Annotated in this window: 15 protein-coding genes; 5 read left to right on the top strand and 10 right to left on the bottom strand. The window is 61.2% G+C overall.

Annotated features, from left to right (window positions below; all coding sequences use genetic code 11):
* Nucleotides 1-11 precede the first annotated feature (11 nt).
* The 10 genes from BUA38_RS03025 to BUA38_RS03070 all read right to left on the bottom strand — a co-directional run bounded on the left by BUA38_RS03025 (nt 12) and on the right by BUA38_RS03070 (nt 9,216).
* Entirely contained in the window at nt 12-716 is a 705-nt protein-coding gene (locus tag BUA38_RS03025; protein ID WP_072816647.1) for an ABC transporter ATP-binding protein, read from the bottom strand.
* Entirely contained in the window at nt 709-1,464 is a 756-nt protein-coding gene (locus BUA38_RS03030; RefSeq protein ID WP_072816648.1) for an ABC transporter ATP-binding protein, read from the bottom strand. The genes BUA38_RS03025 and BUA38_RS03030 overlap by 8 nt, the downstream gene beginning before the upstream one ends.
* Nucleotides 1,465-1,494: 30 nt before the next feature.
* Complete coding sequence (locus tag BUA38_RS03035; protein WP_072816649.1) at nt 1,495-2,751, bottom strand: ABC transporter substrate-binding protein; 1,257 nt, start codon at nt 2,749-2,751, stop codon at nt 1,495-1,497.
* A 151-nt stretch (nt 2,752-2,902) separates the two neighbouring features.
* Nucleotides 2,903-3,922: a branched-chain amino acid ABC transporter permease gene (locus BUA38_RS03040; protein WP_072816650.1), complete on the bottom strand. Its 1,020-nt coding sequence runs from the start codon at nt 3,920-3,922 to the stop codon at nt 2,903-2,905.
* Nucleotides 3,919-4,776 carry a branched-chain amino acid ABC transporter permease gene (locus BUA38_RS03045; RefSeq protein WP_072816651.1) on the bottom strand — a complete coding sequence of 286 codons (858 nt, stop codon included), beginning with the start codon at nt 4,774-4,776 and terminating at the stop codon, nt 3,919-3,921. Before BUA38_RS03045 ends, BUA38_RS03040 begins: the two co-directional genes overlap by 4 nt.
* Nucleotides 4,777-4,792: 16 nt before the next feature.
* On the bottom strand, nt 4,793-5,671 hold the full coding sequence (locus BUA38_RS03050; protein ID WP_072816652.1) for a polysaccharide deacetylase family protein: 879 nt from the start codon (nt 5,669-5,671) through the stop codon (nt 4,793-4,795).
* Between the two features lie 4 nt (nt 5,672-5,675).
* On the bottom strand, nt 5,676-6,383 hold the full coding sequence (locus BUA38_RS03055) for a fumarylacetoacetate hydrolase family protein (protein ID WP_072816653.1): 708 nt from the start codon (nt 6,381-6,383) through the stop codon (nt 5,676-5,678).
* The gene (locus tag BUA38_RS03060; RefSeq protein WP_244553179.1) at nt 6,380-7,261 is read right to left on the bottom strand and encodes a polysaccharide deacetylase family protein; all 882 of its coding nucleotides are present in this window, start codon (nt 7,259-7,261) and stop codon (nt 6,380-6,382) included. Before BUA38_RS03060 ends, BUA38_RS03055 begins: the two co-directional genes overlap by 4 nt.
* Nucleotides 7,262-7,300: 39 nt before the next feature.
* The gene (locus tag BUA38_RS03065; protein WP_072816654.1) at nt 7,301-7,963 is read right to left on the bottom strand and encodes a cysteine hydrolase family protein; all 663 of its coding nucleotides are present in this window, start codon (nt 7,961-7,963) and stop codon (nt 7,301-7,303) included.
* Nucleotides 7,964-7,971: 8 nt separating this feature from the next.
* Nucleotides 7,972-9,216 (bottom strand): alpha/beta hydrolase family protein, encoded by a 1,245-nt coding sequence (locus BUA38_RS03070; RefSeq protein WP_072816655.1) that lies wholly within the window; start codon nt 9,214-9,216, stop codon nt 7,972-7,974.
* Nucleotides 9,217-9,428: 212 nt separating this feature from the next.
* On the opposite strand from BUA38_RS03070, the gene BUA38_RS03075 reads away from it, so the two are divergent.
* From BUA38_RS03075 to BUA38_RS03095, 5 genes are all read left to right on the top strand, one after another.
* On the top strand, nt 9,429-10,172 hold the full coding sequence (locus tag BUA38_RS03075) for a GntR family transcriptional regulator (RefSeq protein ID WP_172805966.1): 744 nt from the start codon (nt 9,429-9,431) through the stop codon (nt 10,170-10,172).
* A 65-nt stretch (nt 10,173-10,237) separates the two neighbouring features.
* Nucleotides 10,238-12,109 carry a molecular chaperone HtpG gene (gene htpG / locus BUA38_RS03080; RefSeq protein ID WP_072816656.1) on the top strand — a complete coding sequence of 624 codons (1,872 nt, stop codon included), beginning with the start codon at nt 10,238-10,240 and terminating at the stop codon, nt 12,107-12,109.
* 79 nt (nt 12,110-12,188) lie between these two features.
* Entirely contained in the window at nt 12,189-13,076 is an 888-nt protein-coding gene (locus tag BUA38_RS03085) for a hypothetical protein (protein WP_072825780.1), read from the top strand.
* A 134-nt stretch (nt 13,077-13,210) separates the two neighbouring features.
* Nucleotides 13,211-13,489 carry a hypothetical protein gene (locus BUA38_RS03090; RefSeq protein WP_072825781.1) on the top strand — a complete coding sequence of 93 codons (279 nt, stop codon included), beginning with the start codon at nt 13,211-13,213 and terminating at the stop codon, nt 13,487-13,489.
* Between the two features lie 243 nt (nt 13,490-13,732).
* The gene (locus BUA38_RS03095) at nt 13,733-14,197 is read left to right on the top strand and encodes a prepilin peptidase (protein ID WP_072816657.1); all 465 of its coding nucleotides are present in this window, start codon (nt 13,733-13,735) and stop codon (nt 14,195-14,197) included.
* Nucleotides 14,198-14,205 lie beyond the last annotated feature (8 nt).

Raw genomic sequence — 14,205 nt, forward strand, 5'->3', positions numbered from 1 at the left:
AAGATAATCGCTTAGCTCACGCCAAGGCGGACGAACAGCACATCGGTTTGTTGCGCCAGCGCCGCCGCATCGGCCTGATGCACGACCTGACCAGTCTCCAGAACATAGACGCGGTCGGCAACGGCCAGCGCGCTGTAGAGATTTTGTTCGACCAGAAGGATCGACAATCCCTCGCGCTTGAGATCGCGGACGATGCCCTCGAGATGCTGCACCATCACCGGCGCCAGCCCTTCCGACGGCTCATCCATCAGGATCAGTTCGGGATCGATCATCAAGGCGCGGCCGACCGCAAGCATGCCGCGCTCACCGCCGGAGAGTTGTCCGCCGCGGTGATGACGCCGTTCGGCCAACCGCGGGAAAAGCCCGAATACGCGCTCCAGCGTCCAACCATCCTTGGCGCGCGCCCCCTTCAGCATCGTCAGATGCTCGGTCACCGTCAGCGACGGGAACAACCGCCGTCCCTGCGGCACGATTGCGATTCGGCGGCCGGCGATGTCATGCGGCCGCAGGCCGAGCAGGCTTTCGTCGCGCCAGGTGATCGAGCCGGAACGAACCTGCGGCGGCGTCAACCCCATGATCGAGCGGATCAGCGTGGTCTTGCCCATGCCGTTGCGGCCAAGCACGGCGACGATTTCGCCCTGAGCCACGTCGAGCGAGACGCCGCGAACCACCAGCGCTTCACCATAACCGCTATGCAGGTCACGAACCTCAAGCATGGCGCGGCCGTCCCAGATAGACTTCCTGCACCTGTTTGTTGCGCCTGATATCGTCGGGCGCCTCCTCGACCAGCACGCGGCCCTCGAACATGCAGGTGACGCGATCGACGAGGCCGAGCGCGAGGTCCATATCGTGCTCGATCAGGACCACCGTAATATCGCGACCGAGCGAGCGGATGATTTCCGCTACCATCGAACGCTCCGAGGGCGATAGTCCGGCCGCTGGCTCGTCCAGCAGCAACAGTCGCGGCGACGTCACCAGCGACAGAGCGATTTCAAGCTGGCGCTGCTCGCCATAGGAAAGATCGTTCACCATCACATCGGCGCGGCCTGCGATCCGTACCGCCTCCAGCGCCGTTGCGATTTGCGATCCCTCGCTCGCGTCGACATCGGGCGTGCCAAACAGCGAAAACTTGCGCGCCGATCGTCCGCGCAACGCCAACACCATATTGTCGCGCACCGTGAGGCGCGGAAACAGGTTGGTGATCTGGAAGGTGCGCGACACGCCGAGCCGCGCGCGCCGATGCGGCGGCAGGTGCGTGATGTCGTGACTATCAAAGGCGATTTTTCCTGCCGTCGGCGGCAGCGCGCCGGCAATCGCATTGAAAAGCGTGGTCTTGCCCGCCCCGTTGGGTCCGATGATGGCGCGGCGCTGGCCCTGCGGCACGGTGAGGCTGACGCCATCGACCGCGCGCAGCGCGTCGAACGCCACGACGACATCGGACAGAGTGAGAATCGGTTCGGACACGGTACCTGATCAGGCTCTCTTGATCGCTCTTTAGGCTTTCTTGATCCCCTGGAAGGTCCGCGAATAAGGCGGCTGCTTCATGTAGGTCTCGGGATCGTATTTCCAGAATTGCGAAACGCCGGGATAGCTCGTGATCGGCACATTCCAGTACTTGCCGTCAGCACGCTTCACCGTTTTGCGGATCTGCACGTCGTAGATCGGGTTGCCGTAGGCATCGAGCTTCACCGTCTTGCCGAGCGGCGATCCCGTGAGTTCGGTCTTGAGCACGGCATCGATGAAAGCGTCGCGGTCCTCGGCCTTGCCGCCGATCTTCTCCAGAGCTTCCGCCACCCACATGATGCCGGAATACATCGAGAAACCGTAGAGCGAGGGAATCTTGCCGTACTTGGCTTCGTAGTCCTTGGTGAACTTCGCCGTCACCGGATTGTCGGAGCCTTCGGCGAAATGCGCGGCCGCGATGATGCCGTCGCATTCCTCGCCGAGCGTGCGGATCACGGATTGATCGGTCGCGTTCATCGCACCGAGCAGCGGGATTTTTCCCTTCAGGCCGAAGCTCGCATATTGCTGAATCAGGCGGGTCGCATCCGCGCCGGTTTCCATGGCGAAGATCGCATCGACCTTCAGGTCCGCAAGCTGGCCCAGATACGGGCTGAAGTCGGCGGTATTGAGCGGGTGCCAGAACTGCTGAACGATTTCGCCCCCGCCTTCGGTGAAGACCTGCGCCAGACCGCCGCATTGTTCGTGGCCGAAGGTATAGTCCTGGCTGATGGTCGCAATTTTCTTGTAGCCCTGCTTCAGGCACCAGTCGCCGAACGGATGGGTAAAGGCGCTGGCGGAATAGCCGGCGACGCGGATCACGTTCTTGATGCGCTGGCGCTGCGTCAGGTCGTCGGCGGCGATGATCGGAATGAAATACGGCGTACCGGTGCCCTTGACGTAGTTGGCGACGGCCAGACCGGTATTGGCGAGCAGGTCGCCGATCAGCAGGTGGCAGTTGCCTTGCTCGACCAGCCGCCGCGCCTTCTGCAACGCAGTGTCGGGGTTCGATGCATCGTCTTCGATCGCGAGTTCGACCTTGCGGCCCGCGATCTGGTAGTTCACGGACTCCAGATAGAACTGCACGCCCTCGACCATTTCCTTGCCGCCCGAAGCGACCACGCCGGTGAGCGGCGCGAGCAAGCCGATCTTGATTGGCGCCGCCTGTGCGCGCGCGCGCCACGGCATCGCGCCCGTGCCGGCGGCGGCAACAGCGGCAGTGGTGTTTTTAAGAAATTGCCTGCGGTCCATTTCAATGTCCCCTTTCGAAACGATCATTTGCTCTTATAGCCGTCCTTGCTGCCCCCGCCCCGCGATAGTGTGGCGGTTCAGAAGTCCGCATCGTTTGTGCAGCGGGCTGGTCATGCGGATTTCTGAACCCAGGCCACACTAAAACAATAAATCAACTAGCGTCCTTTCGATTCCGAAGTTCGAAACGTGGCTCCGTGGAATGTGACGAACTTCGGAATCGGGACACTAGAATGCCGCGCAGCGTGCCGATGATGCCTTCCGGCGCAAAGATCATGATGACGATGAAGGTCAGCCCGAGCACGGTCTGCCAGCGTTCGGTATAGGCGCTGACGACATTCTCGAGCGTGATAATGGCGGCAGCCCCGACGAACCCGCCAAACAGCGTGCCGACGCCACCCGCGATCATCATCAACACGCCCTCAACCGATTGCGCGAGGGCGACCGTCGACGGGCTGACGAAATTGTTGAACATCGCATAGAGCGCGCCGGCGATGCCGGCAAAAAAGCCGGACACCGCAAAACCGACGAACAGATGCAGCGGCACGTTATAGCCGAGGCTCCTCATGCGGCTTTCGCTGTCGCGGATGCCGAGCAGCGTCAGGCCAAACGGCGAGCGGACAAAGCGCCACATCGCGTAACTGACGAACATGGTCACGACCAGCACCGCCCAGTAAAACGCGCGATGCCCGACCAGAATGGCCGGCCGCACGTCGCCACGCATGCCGTTCTCGCCGCCTGTCACCTGCGTCCAGCGCAGGCAGATGCCCCACACGATCATGCCGAGCGCAAGCGTCAGCAGCAGGAAATAGACGCCGGATGTGCGCACTGCGAGCAGCGCAAAGACGATCGCCACGAGAGTGGCCGCGATGATCCCGAGCACAAAGGCGACCGCCGGCGGCAGGCCGGCCTGCGCGGAAGCGTAGACCACCACATAGCCGGAGACGCCGAAAATCGCGCCATGACCAAGTGAGGTGCGTCCGGCAAAGCCCGCGAGAATATCGATCGACATTGCGAGCATGCCGAAGATCAGCATCTCGGTCGCGAGCCCGACCTGATAGTTAGACAAAACAAACGGCAGCGCACCGGCGATCGCCAGCACGATGAGAACGAGGAGAATCGCGCGGCCGGTCATGCCGGCGATTTTCGTCTGATCTGATCCCACGCCCGTCATGTCGTGGCCGCCCGTCCGAACAGGCCAAGGGGACGAAACGCGAGCAGCAACGCCATCGGACCGAAGATCACGAAGTAGGCCAACTCCGGGAACATCACCTGTCCGAGCGTATTGAGAAGCCCGACCAGAAGACTGCCGACGCCGACGCCGACAAGGCTGCCGCGGCCGCCGATAATCACGATGGCCAGACTAAACACGAGAATTTCGGCATCCGCCGACGGGTAAAGCGACAGGAACGCGCCGCCCATCAAGCCGCCGAGGCCGGCCAGCGCCGAACCGAGGAGAAACGTCACCAGGAAGACACGGCGGATGTTGACGCCGGAGGCTTCGACCATTTCGGCGTCATCGACGCCGGCGCGGATCAGCGCGCCCAACCGGGTGTGATTCAACAGAAGCCACAGACCGGCAAAGACGACGATCCCGGTCACCAGCACGAACAGCCGATAGGTCGGGTAGAAGGTACCAAACACCCGCATGCCGCCTTTCAGCATCTGCGGGATCGGCACCGTAAAGCTGTCGCCGCCCCAGATCACCAGCGACATGTCGTTGACCACGAACGCAAAGCCCAGGGTCAGCAGGACCTGGCGCAGCTCGTTGCCGCGGACAAAACGCAGCAAGCCCTGATCGAGCACGAAACCGATCGCGGCGATCGCGGCCATCGCGCCGAGACCGCCAAGCGCGAAGCTGCCGGTCCGGCTCGCCACCGCAAAGCCGATATAGCCGCCAAGAAGATAAAGCGCGCCGTGGGCAAGATTGACGATGCGCAACAATCCAAAAATCAGCGTAAAGCCGCTCGCGACGACGAACAGCAACGCCGCGAAGGTCAATCCGTTGAGAAGCTGGAAGGTGCTCATCCTCTGATTTCAGCCCTTATGGCGCTTTCGGTCCGGTCTTGAGGTACCAGTCCAGAATCTGCTCGCCGGTCATGAAGGCGACGTCCGGCTTCTGCCGGATCACCTCGAAGATGCGGCGGAAATATTTGGCGCGATGCGGCGCGCCCATGATGTAGGGATGGATGACCAGCGCCATGATGCGCGCGGAATCGGCCGCATCCTCGTAGATCTGTTCGAACTGATCGAGCGCACGATCCTGATATTCGGAGGCCTTGTGATGCTGGATCAGCATCATGGCGACGTCGTTGCATTCCTGGGTATAGGGAATGTTGACGATCGGGGTCGTCTTGGTCTTGAGCCATACCGGCTGATCGTCGAGCACCCAGTCGGCGACGTAATCATAGCCTTCCTGCTTCAACAGGTCCGGCGTATCCCAGGTTTCGGTGAGACCGGGGCCAAGCCAGCCGCGCGGGCGTTTGCCGGTCACCTTTTCGATGACTTCAGCGGTCTTGCGGATGTCCTCGCGCTCGTTCTCCACCTTCTGCATGTTGCGCTGGGTGAAGCCGTGGCCCATGAATTCCCAGTTGCGCTGCTTCGCGGCATTGACGATCGCCGGATACCCGTCGATTGCCGAGCCGTTGATCGCGAGCGCCGCCGGCAGCTTGAAATCGTCGAAGGTCTTGAGCAAACGCCAGAAGCCGACGCGGTTGCCGTATTCATGCCAGGCCCAGTTCGGAATGTCCGGCGACGGCGAACCGCCGGCCGGTGGCGTCAGTACCGTGCGCGGCATCGGCGAGTTGATGTCCCACTCCTCGACATTGACGATCACCCAGACCGCCATGCGCTTGCCATCGGGCAATTTCAGCGGCGGGCGTTCTGTAATCGGCGAATAGGAAATGCGTTCGGTCGGCTGCATTTTATTATTTCTCTGGTGGCGTGATGGTGACGGTCAGTGACGGCAATCCGTCGATATGCGCGGTGATCCGGTCGCCCGGCACGACGGGACCGACGCCGGACGGCGTTCCGGTATAGATGAGGTCGCCGGCCTCTAACCGGACCTGCTTCGACAATTGCGCGATGACTTCCGGCACGCTCCAGATCATCTGGCCGATATTGCCGCGCTGACGCTCCTCGCCGTTGACGGCAAGCGTAATCGCACAATCCCTGAAGCGCTCGGGATCGGCTACCCACGCGATCGGCCCGCAGGGTGCGGAGGCGTCAAAACTCTTGCCGACTTCCCAGGGCAGACGCATGTCGCGGGCGTCGAACTGGCGGTCGCGGCGGGTAAAATCGATGCCTACCGCATAGCCCCAGATCAGGTTGTTCGCTGTCTCGACCGCGACGTCACGGCCGCCCTTGCCGAGCGCCACGACCAGCTCGACCTCGAACTGGAAGTTCGACGTGAACGGCGGATAGGCGACGCGCGCGCCATCGAGCACGATCGCATCGCGGGGCTTCTGGAAAAAGAACGGCGGATCGCGCTCGTCGGCTTCCTTCATTTCCCGGATATGGTCGAGGTAGTTGCGGCCGACGCAATAAATGCGGCGAACGGGAAAAGTGCCGCCACCCGCGACCGCCGCCTCGGTCGCAGCTACCGTCGGCAGCGCATGCGGAGCCTGGCCGCTCATTTCTTCTGGCCCTGATACCATTCCAGGATCTGCTCGCCGTTCCAGTGCACCACGCCCTCGTGCTTGTTCACGTAGTCGTAGATTTGTTCGAGATATTTGATCCGGAACGGCTGGCCGGAAATATAGGGATGGATCGCGATCGACATGATCTTCGGCCGGTCTTTGCTCTCGGCATAGAGCCGGTCGAAGCTGTCGATGCTGCGACGAAGCAGATGGTCGCTGTCGTGGTGCTGCACCAGCATCATGGGAATGTCGTTCAGCTCGACCGTGTAAGGCAACGTCACCAGCGGGCCTTTTTCGGTGCGGATCACCGTCGGCTCGTCGTCGTAGACCCAGTCACCGATATATTTGACGCCGACTTCCGCCAGATTTTCCGGCGTTTCCAGCGTCTGCGTCAGGCCGGGGCCAAGCCAGCCGACCGGCCGCTTGCCGGTGAATTTCTCGATCACATTCATCGAGCGCACGATCATCGCCTTCTGATCGGTCTCTTTATGGATGGGCCCTTGCTCATAGGCGTGACCCATGAACTCCCAACCGGCGTCCTTGGCCTGTTGCGCCACGCGCGGATAGTCCTCGCAGACGCGCGCGTTGATCGAGAGCGTCGGCGCGATGTTCAGCTTTTTGTAGAGATCGAAGAACCGCCATACGCCGACCCGCATGCCATATTCGTGCCAGCTCCAGTTCGGCACGTCCGGCAGCAAGGGAACACCGGTCGGCGCCGGCAGCACCTGCCGCGCCATCGGCTTGGAGATATCCCAGACCTCGAGGTTGACGATGGTCCAGACGATCATGCGTGCGCCGCCGGGCAGTTTCAGCGGCGGACGATCGACGATGGCGGAATATTCGGCGCGCTCGCGCGGAAGCATGGGACCGGTCATGGCGGGCTACTCTTGGTTCAGTTCAGGAAAACAGTTGGATCATGCGGCGTTGGGCTTGCGCGGGGCAAGGCCTTCGAGCGCCATCACTTCGTCGGTGTTCATGACCGAGCCAAAAGCGGTGCGAATACACGCAAGTCCCGCCGCATGAAGTTCCGGCCCGTCCATGCTGTCGACGCAGTCTTCGACGACGATGACGGCATAGTCGCGCACATTGGCCGCGGTCGTGGTGGCGAGCACGCAGGAGTTGGTGTTCACGCCGGTGATCAGCAGCGTGTTGATGCCGTGGGAACGCAGCAGGAAGTCGAGGTCGGTTCCAAGGAAGCAGTCGTAGCGCTTCTTGGTGTTGACGATGAAATCACGCGAATCCAGCACTTGCGGCATCACGGTGCAACCGGGGCCGCCGATGATGTTGTGCCGCATCGCGTTCTTGCGCGTGTTACCTGGTTCCTCGGCGCGGCTGCGCCAGAACGGATTGACGCGAATTTCCTCGACATCGCGATACGACGTCACCTGGTGGATGACGGGAATGCCGACGCTGCGGCACCAGTCGAACAGCCGCTTGTTGGCCGCGAGGACGCGCGCTGCGACATCGGGCGTCGTCGGCATCGTCGCCACCGACATGTCGAGATGGCCGCGATGCAGGTCGATGGCGACCACGGCCGCCTTGGGATGGTCGACGCCGAGATTGTTGGCTGATTTCATGACACGCCTCACACAAGAGGATTGATGGAAGTCTTCAATAGGGCACGCTGGTCGATACCGAACCGATCCGCAAGCCAGTCGGCCAGCACTTCCTGGCCGATCGTGGGATTATCGTGCTGGCAGTGTTCGGCGCCGGTCTCCTCGGGATCAAGGATACGCAAGCTCGCATCGACGCCGTTTGCCTTGGCGTAATCGTAGGTAGAGCGTGCGGCGGTGACGGTCAGCACGTCGTGGCCGCCATGCAGCACCAGATACGGGCATTTCATGTGTCCAAGATGACCCTTGAGGGTGAACGGCTTCATCAGCTCATGGGCATCGTGCATCGACTTGGCGCCGAACACCCAGCGGATATGCATCGCGAGGCCGAAGTCATCGCCCTTGGTGCCCCACATGTCATGCACCGACCAGATTGCGCCATGTGAAATCGCGGCCGCCAGCCGATGCTCGTAGCAGGCGGCGCGCGCGGCGTAATAGCCGCCCATGCTCGAGCCGCACACCGCAATCCGCGTGGTGTCGACATCGTCACGCTTTTCCAGCCAATCGATGCATTTGCCGATCGGCACTTCGCTGTCGTGGCGCGTATAGATCTTGTGCCGCCGCAGCGTGCCGCCCTGCCCCGGCCCGTCGATCATCAGGACCGAAATGCCGCGTTGCAGGCAGCCATGCGCCTGCATGAACCACATCTCGTCCTTGATGGAATCCAGCCCGCCCATGCAGATCAGCACGGGTAGCTTCTTGCCCGGGAACGGCGCGCGAATGAAATAGCCGCAGATCGGCTTGCCCGGTTCGTAAGGGATATCGACCACCTCGCCCGGCGGGTTCAGGTACGAGATGAACCTGTGCGAGCAGGCTTCCATCTTCTCGAAGGTCGGCAGCCGCCGCGCATCGTCGGGATCGAGATGGAATTCGGCCTGACGATAGTAATCCGCCGCGCGCAGGAAGCAGTTCATCGCGGTACGGATGTGGCCAGCTGTTTCCTCGGCGAGGCCGCGCGTCCAGTTGCGGTCGGCGATCCGCATCCATTCGACATGCCAGCTTTCGAGATCGCCCGGAATCATCCGCGACCCGGCTTGCATGATTTCGCTGACGCTACCGCCGCCTTCCTGGCTCTCGCCCAGCCCACGGCGGAATTGATAGGAAGCCCAAGGATGTTCGGGCCAATGATGCCAGCCGAAGGGCTCGTAATGCGGGTTTCGGTCCGCGGTGATCAACTCGATGGCGTTTTCGCTGATTTCCGACGTGCTTTGCACCATCGACCTCACCCAAACCCTTACTTTTATTGGACAGCATGGTTCGACAAAGCGGAAAGCGAGTCAATAGAGATTACATACACTTTCGAAAGTGTACGTACTCAAGAGGGAAAATAGCGGGCATAAACTCTGGATTTTCAGCCTCAGGCTCTGATATAATTCTCCAAAGTGTATACACATTGGCAAAGCGAACCCCTTCCGAGATGACGGAATCGATGGACCAAACGGCTGAAGGCACGGCGGGCGGCGCGCGCGCCGGCAACCGCTCGCTGTCGGTGATGGACCGCGTTCGCGAAGCCATTCTCCACGGCGTGGTCGGCGCCGGCGAGCGGCTCAACGAGGTCCAGCTCTCGAAGACGCTTTCGGTGTCGCGCACGCCAGTGCGCGCGGCCTTGCAGGCGCTCGCCGGCGAAGGGCTACTGGATTACGCGCCGAACCGCGGCTTCACGGTGCGCGAATTCCCTCTCCCCGCCATCGTCGACGCCTATGATATCCGCGCGGCGCTCGAAGGCGTCGCCGTTCGCTTTGCCGCCGAGCGCGGATTGCCTGCGAAAGAGCGGGAAATCATCGAGCGCGCTTTGGCGGCCGGTGACAAATTGCTGGAACGCGGCGCGTTCGAGGCCGGCGATCTCACGATCTATCGCGACATCAACGGCGATTTTCATGACGGGCTGTTGGCTGCCGCCGGCAACCGCATGCTGAGCGAGATGATCCGCATCTGCCATCACGTGCCGGTGTCCTCGACCCGCAACATCGTGGTGTTCGAATATCACGACGTCCGCCGCCGCCACGACGACCATCACCGCATTTTCGAAGCGGTAATGGCGCGCGAACCCTGGCGCGCGGAGATGCTGATGCGCGAACACGTCGCCAGCATCAAGACCTCGCTGGTCGGCTATTTGAGCGAGCGCAAGACCTACCCCATGGCTGGATTGCAGCCGGCCGACGAGAGCCCTTAAACGCTTGATCTTGAATCGTGGCCCGCTATATCGGGGTTTTCCTTGAGAATTCCCGAGAGCCTCAGATGACGACTGCTGCCGACCCGACCGTTGAGACCAAGGCTTTCCAGGCCGAGGTCTCCGAACTTCTGAACCTGATGGTGCATTCGGTTTATTCGGAAACCGATATCTTCCTGCGCGAGCTGATTTCGAACGCCTCCGATGCCTGCGACAAGCTGCGATATGAGGCGATCAGCAACCCGGCGCTGATCGGCGATGGCGAGGCGCCGAAGATCCGCATCACCCCGGACAAGAGCGCCAACACGCTGACCATCGCCGACAGCGGCATCGGCATGGACCGGCAAGAACTGATCGACAACCTCGGCACCATCGCCCGTTCCGGCACCAAGTCCTTCGTCTCGCGCCTGAAGGATGCCAAGGACGGCCTCGGCCTGATCGGCCAGTTCGGCGTCGGCTTCTACTCGGCCTTCATGGTGGCCGAGCGCATCGTCGTTACCAGCCGTCGTGCCGGCGGCGAGGAAGCATGGACGTGGTCGTCGGCCGGCGGCGCTGGCTTTGAGATCGCGTCTGCGGAATTGAACGACGCGCGGACACCCGGGCGCGGCACCAGCATCGAGCTTCATCTGAAGAAGGACGCCGCGAAATATCTCGAAGCCTACGAGATCGAGCGCATCGTCCGCGCCTATTCCGACAACATCCAGTTCCCGATCGAACTGGTCGACGACAAGGGCGAGGCCAAACAGATCAATTCGGCGAGCGCGCTGTGGCAGCGGCCGAAATCCGAGCTGACGCAGGACGATTACAAAGAGGCCTACAAATCGATCGCCGGCGCCTTCGACGAGCCGGCGATGACGCTGCATTATCGTGCCGAAGGGCGATATTCCTACGCGGTGCTGCTGTTTGCACCCTCCACCAAGCCGTTCGATCTGTTTGATCCCGAACGAAAGGCACGCGTCAAGCTTTACGTGCGGCGCGTGTTCATCACCGACGATGCCGATCTCTTGCCGGCCTACCTGCGCTTCATGCGCGGCGTGATCGACAGCGAGGACCTGCCGCTCAATCTTTCACGCGAGATGTTGCAGAACAATCCGCAGCTCGCACAAATCCGCAAAGCGGTGACCGGCCGCATCATCGGCGAACTTGAGATGCTCGCCGACAAGCAGCCGGAGAATTTCGAAATAATCTGGGATGCCTTTGGTCCCGTGATCAAGGAAGGCATTTACGAAGACTTCGAGCGGCGCGAGAAGCTGTTGGCGCTGTCGCGCTTCACGACCACGGCAGGCGAAAAACGAACGCTCAGGCAATATGTCGCCGATCTCAAGCCGAACCAGACCGAGATCTACTTCCTGGCCGGCGACAGCATCGAGCGGCTGAAGGGCAATCCCAAGCTGGAATCGGCAACCGCGCGCGGCATCGAGGTCTTGTTGTTGACCGATCCGGTCGACGCATTCTGGACATCGGCGCCGCTCGATTTCGAAGGCAAGCCGCTGAAGTCGCTGAGCCAGGGCGATGTCGACTTCTCGCTGATACCGCTGCTCGACGACAGCAAAAGGAACGAGAGCAAATCCGCCACGGACGAAGCTGACATCATCGCAGCGATCAAGCTGAACCTCGGCGATCGCATCAGCGACGTGCGCGCCTCGCAGCGCCTGACGACGAGCGCGTCGTGCCTGGTCGCCGGCAGTCACGGCCCCGATCGCGAACTGGAACGGCTGCTGGCGCGGCAAAACCGCGGCGCCGGCGCCAAACCCATTCTTGAAATCAACCTTCACCACCCGCTGGTGACGGCGATCCCGAAGGCCGGCGCCGATGCGGCGGATCTCTCCTTCCTGTTGCTGGAACAGGCGCAGATTCTCGACGGCGAGTTGCCGGAGGATCCGGCCGCGTTCGCCGGCCGCCTCAATCGGCTGGTGGTAAGCGGCTTTTCGAAGGGGTGAAAATTGTAGCGGGATTGAATGGTTGGCGCGGGACGCAGCGGCGCTTATGATGTCGGAAAGCCGTCAAGGAAACGCCGCCATGCAGCACAAATTCGACCGCGCCGCCGAAGACCTCGGCAACTCGATTCATCTCGAACACGTCAACGTGCAGGTGCCCGATCAACGCCTCGCGACGCTGTTCTATGTTTCCGGGCTAGGCCTGACACGCGATCCCTACCTGATGACGTCCGACGACAACATGTGGATCAATGTCGGCCGCAGCCAGTTCCACCTGCCGAGCGGTGAGGCGCAGGTGCTGCGCGGCGCCACCGCGATCGTCATTTCCGGACGCAAGGCGCTGCTCGAACGGCTAAAGTCCGTCACCTCCCGGCTCGAAGGAACGAAATTCTCGTATCGGGAACACAACGACTATGTCGAGGCGATTTGTCCGTGGGGCAATCGCGTGCGCTGCTTCGAGCCGGACGCGGAACGCTTTGGACGCATCACGCTCGGCATTCCCTTTGTCGAATTCGATGTTCCCACAGGCCACGCCAAGGGCATTTGTGACTTCTATCCCAGGATCATGGGAATGCCGGCCCGGCTCAAGAACGGCGACGGCACGTCGGCCTCCGTGGAAGTCGGCAAGAACCAGCACCTCGTGTTCCGCGAGACCGACAAGCCGCAGGGCGAATATGACGGCCATCACGTCCAGATCTACATCACGAATTTTTCGGGACCGCATCGCGCGCTCGCCGAACGCAATCTGATCTACAGCGAAGACAATCCTTATCAATACCGCTTCCGCGACATCGTCGATCTCGCCAGCGGCAAAAAGCTCTTCACCATCGAGCACGAGGTGCGCAGCGCCACCCATCCGATGTTCATGCGCCCGCTCGTCAACCGCAATCCGGGACAAAACAACCGCAACTTTGCCGCCGGACACGATCAATGGCTGTGGGCGATGGGGCCGGAGCAGTACGACGGCTAGGGCCGTAAATGCTGCCCAAGTTCGGCCACACCTTGATCGCGCGAAGCTTGTTTCGAGGCTTTGATCGCGGGGTTTAGTTTTCGGTAAGTCTATCGTGCGATTGTAACGCGCAGTTTGTTGCGTTGGAGTACACGGTGACTGAGTTTGAAGAACTGCGTCAGCTCGCAGCCCAGACCCGACATTTCATTGGCTCGTCTGAAGACAAGGTTTTGGCGTTGAAAGCCGTCTTTCATGCCCATGATGTCGTTCTGGGCATATATCCCGCCAACGAAGGTCTTGGATTGCACGTCATCAAAGGCGACGCGATCCTGAAAGAGATCGCCGATAGCGGCGCCCAATTGGCCTATAGCCACACCGCCATCGCGCTTTATACGCGAGAACAGGCGGTTACTTTGCAACGGCTGCTCAACTAGTGGAGTGGATTTGACATTCGCTACCCACCCAGCCGCAAGTTCACAAAGCGAATGTCAAATCCTAAACTCCACTAGAAACATATATTTGCTAGTGGTCCTTTGATTCTAACATTCGCATAAGTGCCTGCTGGGATGGGATGCGAATGTTAGAATCAGACCACTAGATACCAGCCGCGAGGCACGTTTTCATTCGCTGCAACTCTCTGCTAGAGGTAACTGATCGCCGTTCGACCGGACTTACCGATGGCCATCGTGTTGCCGTTTGCATTGCTGTGCGCCCTTTGCGCCGTCATCGCCTGGATCGACATCCGTCACGGCATCATCCCTGACTGGCTCAATCTTGCGATCGCCGTGCTTGGCGTGCTCAGGATCTTCCTGGCTGGAGATACGTCCGACGCCGCCATGGCGCTTGGCGAAGGCGTGATCATCGGTGCGGTCTTCTGGCTGTTGCGGCGGCTCTATTTTGCGTTCAGAGGCATCCAGGGCCTGGGACTTGGCGACGTCAAATTCCTGGGCGCGGCCGGAATTTGGGTCGGGGTCGCCGGCATTCCGATGCTGTTACTGGTCGCAACCATCACCGCATTGACTTGCGTGGGCGCCGTACAGCTCTCGGGGCGCGCGCTGACGGCCCAGACCTCGATGTCGTTCGGGCCGTTTCTCGCGATCGGCCTGCTCGTGACCGCGGCCTTTCAGCAATTTAGCTTCTGATGGCACGG

This window comes from Bradyrhizobium erythrophlei, from assembly GCF_900142985.1.
Lineage (GTDB): Bacteria > Pseudomonadota > Alphaproteobacteria > Rhizobiales > Xanthobacteraceae > Bradyrhizobium > Bradyrhizobium erythrophlei_B.

Bases quoted from the DNA above. Each gene is read 5' to 3' on its own strand.
- BUA38_RS03070 (WP_072816655.1), bottom strand. From the start codon at position 9,216: ATGGTGCAAAGCACGTCGGAAATCAGCGAAAACGCCATCGAGTTGATC.
- BUA38_RS03045 (WP_072816651.1), bottom strand. From the start codon at position 4,776: ATGAGCACCTTCCAGCTTCTCAACGGATTGACCTTCGCGGCGTTGCTG.
- BUA38_RS03065 (WP_072816654.1), bottom strand. From the start codon at position 7,963: ATGAAATCAGCCAACAATCTCGGCGTCGACCATCCCAAGGCGGCCGTG.
- BUA38_RS03025 (WP_072816647.1), bottom strand. From the start codon at position 716: ATGCTTGAGGTTCGTGACCTGCATAGCGGTTATGGTGAAGCGCTGGTG.
- BUA38_RS03060 (WP_244553179.1), bottom strand. From the start codon at position 7,261: ATGACCGGTCCCATGCTTCCGCGCGAGCGCGCCGAATATTCCGCCATC.
- BUA38_RS03040 (WP_072816650.1), bottom strand. From the start codon at position 3,922: ATGACGGGCGTGGGATCAGATCAGACGAAAATCGCCGGCATGACCGGC.
- htpG (WP_072816656.1), top strand. From the start codon at position 10,238: ATGACGACTGCTGCCGACCCGACCGTTGAGACCAAGGCTTTCCAGGCC.
- BUA38_RS03055 (WP_072816653.1), bottom strand. From the start codon at position 6,383: ATGAGCGGCCAGGCTCCGCATGCGCTGCCGACGGTAGCTGCGACCGAG.
- BUA38_RS03095 (WP_072816657.1), top strand. From the start codon at position 13,733: ATGGCCATCGTGTTGCCGTTTGCATTGCTGTGCGCCCTTTGCGCCGTC.
- BUA38_RS03035 (WP_072816649.1), bottom strand. From the start codon at position 2,751: ATGGACCGCAGGCAATTTCTTAAAAACACCACTGCCGCTGTTGCCGCC.
- BUA38_RS03085 (WP_072825780.1), top strand. From the start codon at position 12,189: ATGCAGCACAAATTCGACCGCGCCGCCGAAGACCTCGGCAACTCGATT.
- BUA38_RS03075 (WP_172805966.1), top strand. From the start codon at position 9,429: ATGGACCAAACGGCTGAAGGCACGGCGGGCGGCGCGCGCGCCGGCAAC.
- BUA38_RS03050 (WP_072816652.1), bottom strand. From the start codon at position 5,671: ATGCAGCCGACCGAACGCATTTCCTATTCGCCGATTACAGAACGCCCG.